Origin of the sequence: Chitinophaga solisilvae (assembly GCF_009928525.1) — a bacterium.
In the GTDB taxonomy this organism is placed as follows: Bacteria; Bacteroidota; Bacteroidia; order Chitinophagales; family Chitinophagaceae; genus Chitinophaga; species Chitinophaga solisilvae.
In genome coordinates this window covers 1-739 of sequence record NZ_JAABOK010000044.1, presented here as the reverse complement: position 1 = coordinate 739, position 739 = coordinate 1, and the positions used below count along the sequence as shown (strand labels likewise).

Annotated in this window: 1 rRNA gene; it reads left to right on the top strand. The window is 38.8% G+C overall.

Annotated features, from left to right (window positions below):
- Window positions 1-10 precede the first annotated feature (10 nt).
- Window positions 11-122 (top strand): 5S ribosomal RNA (rrf, locus tag GWG06_RS30355).
- Window positions 123-739 lie beyond the last annotated feature (617 nt).

The following is a 739-nucleotide window of genomic DNA, read 5'->3' as shown; positions in this document are numbered from 1 at the left end:
GGCAAGATCTTATGGTGGTTATGCCGAGGGTGTTCACCTCTTCCCATTCCGAACAGAGAAGTTAAGCCCCTCATGGCCGATGGTACTGCACTATCATGCGGGAGAGTAGGTAGCTGCCATATTTATTAAGAAAGGTCCTGGTGACAAGCCAGGACCTTTTTCTTTCTCTAAGAGTAGAGACAGTATAGATCTCACAAAAAAGCACTTCGTCAGAAGGCTTGATTACCTCCCTGGCAGGTCCGTTACAATGGACCATCTCTAAAGCCAGATACTTGACATACAGACAAGAAATAATAGCAATAAAGTTGAAATAATTTTTGCTGCGAATGATAAAGGTTATATCTTTGCCGTCCGCTTCGGAAATGAGCAGTTCTTTGTGTAAAAATGGGTTGATTATCAGGTTCTTATGGAACAATCTAGTAATAGATAAGTGATTAGAAGACAGATAATTAAAGATGAAAAAAACTTTAAAAAAGTTTTGGTGATAAAGAAAAAGATCACTACCTTTGCAACCCCAACGCAAACGACGCGAAAGGATAACAAAAAGTTCTTACAGCAACACAGATGAAGATGTACGGCGCAAGGCCACAGAGATCGGATCTCACACATCAACAAAGATTACAAGAGAGTAATCGAAAGTTCTTTGAAAGAATGGAAACAACAGCACGAATCAAATTAGTGATAGTTTGATTCAGAAAACACAGGTAATGTTTAAGCTAAACATAATTAACATATCCGA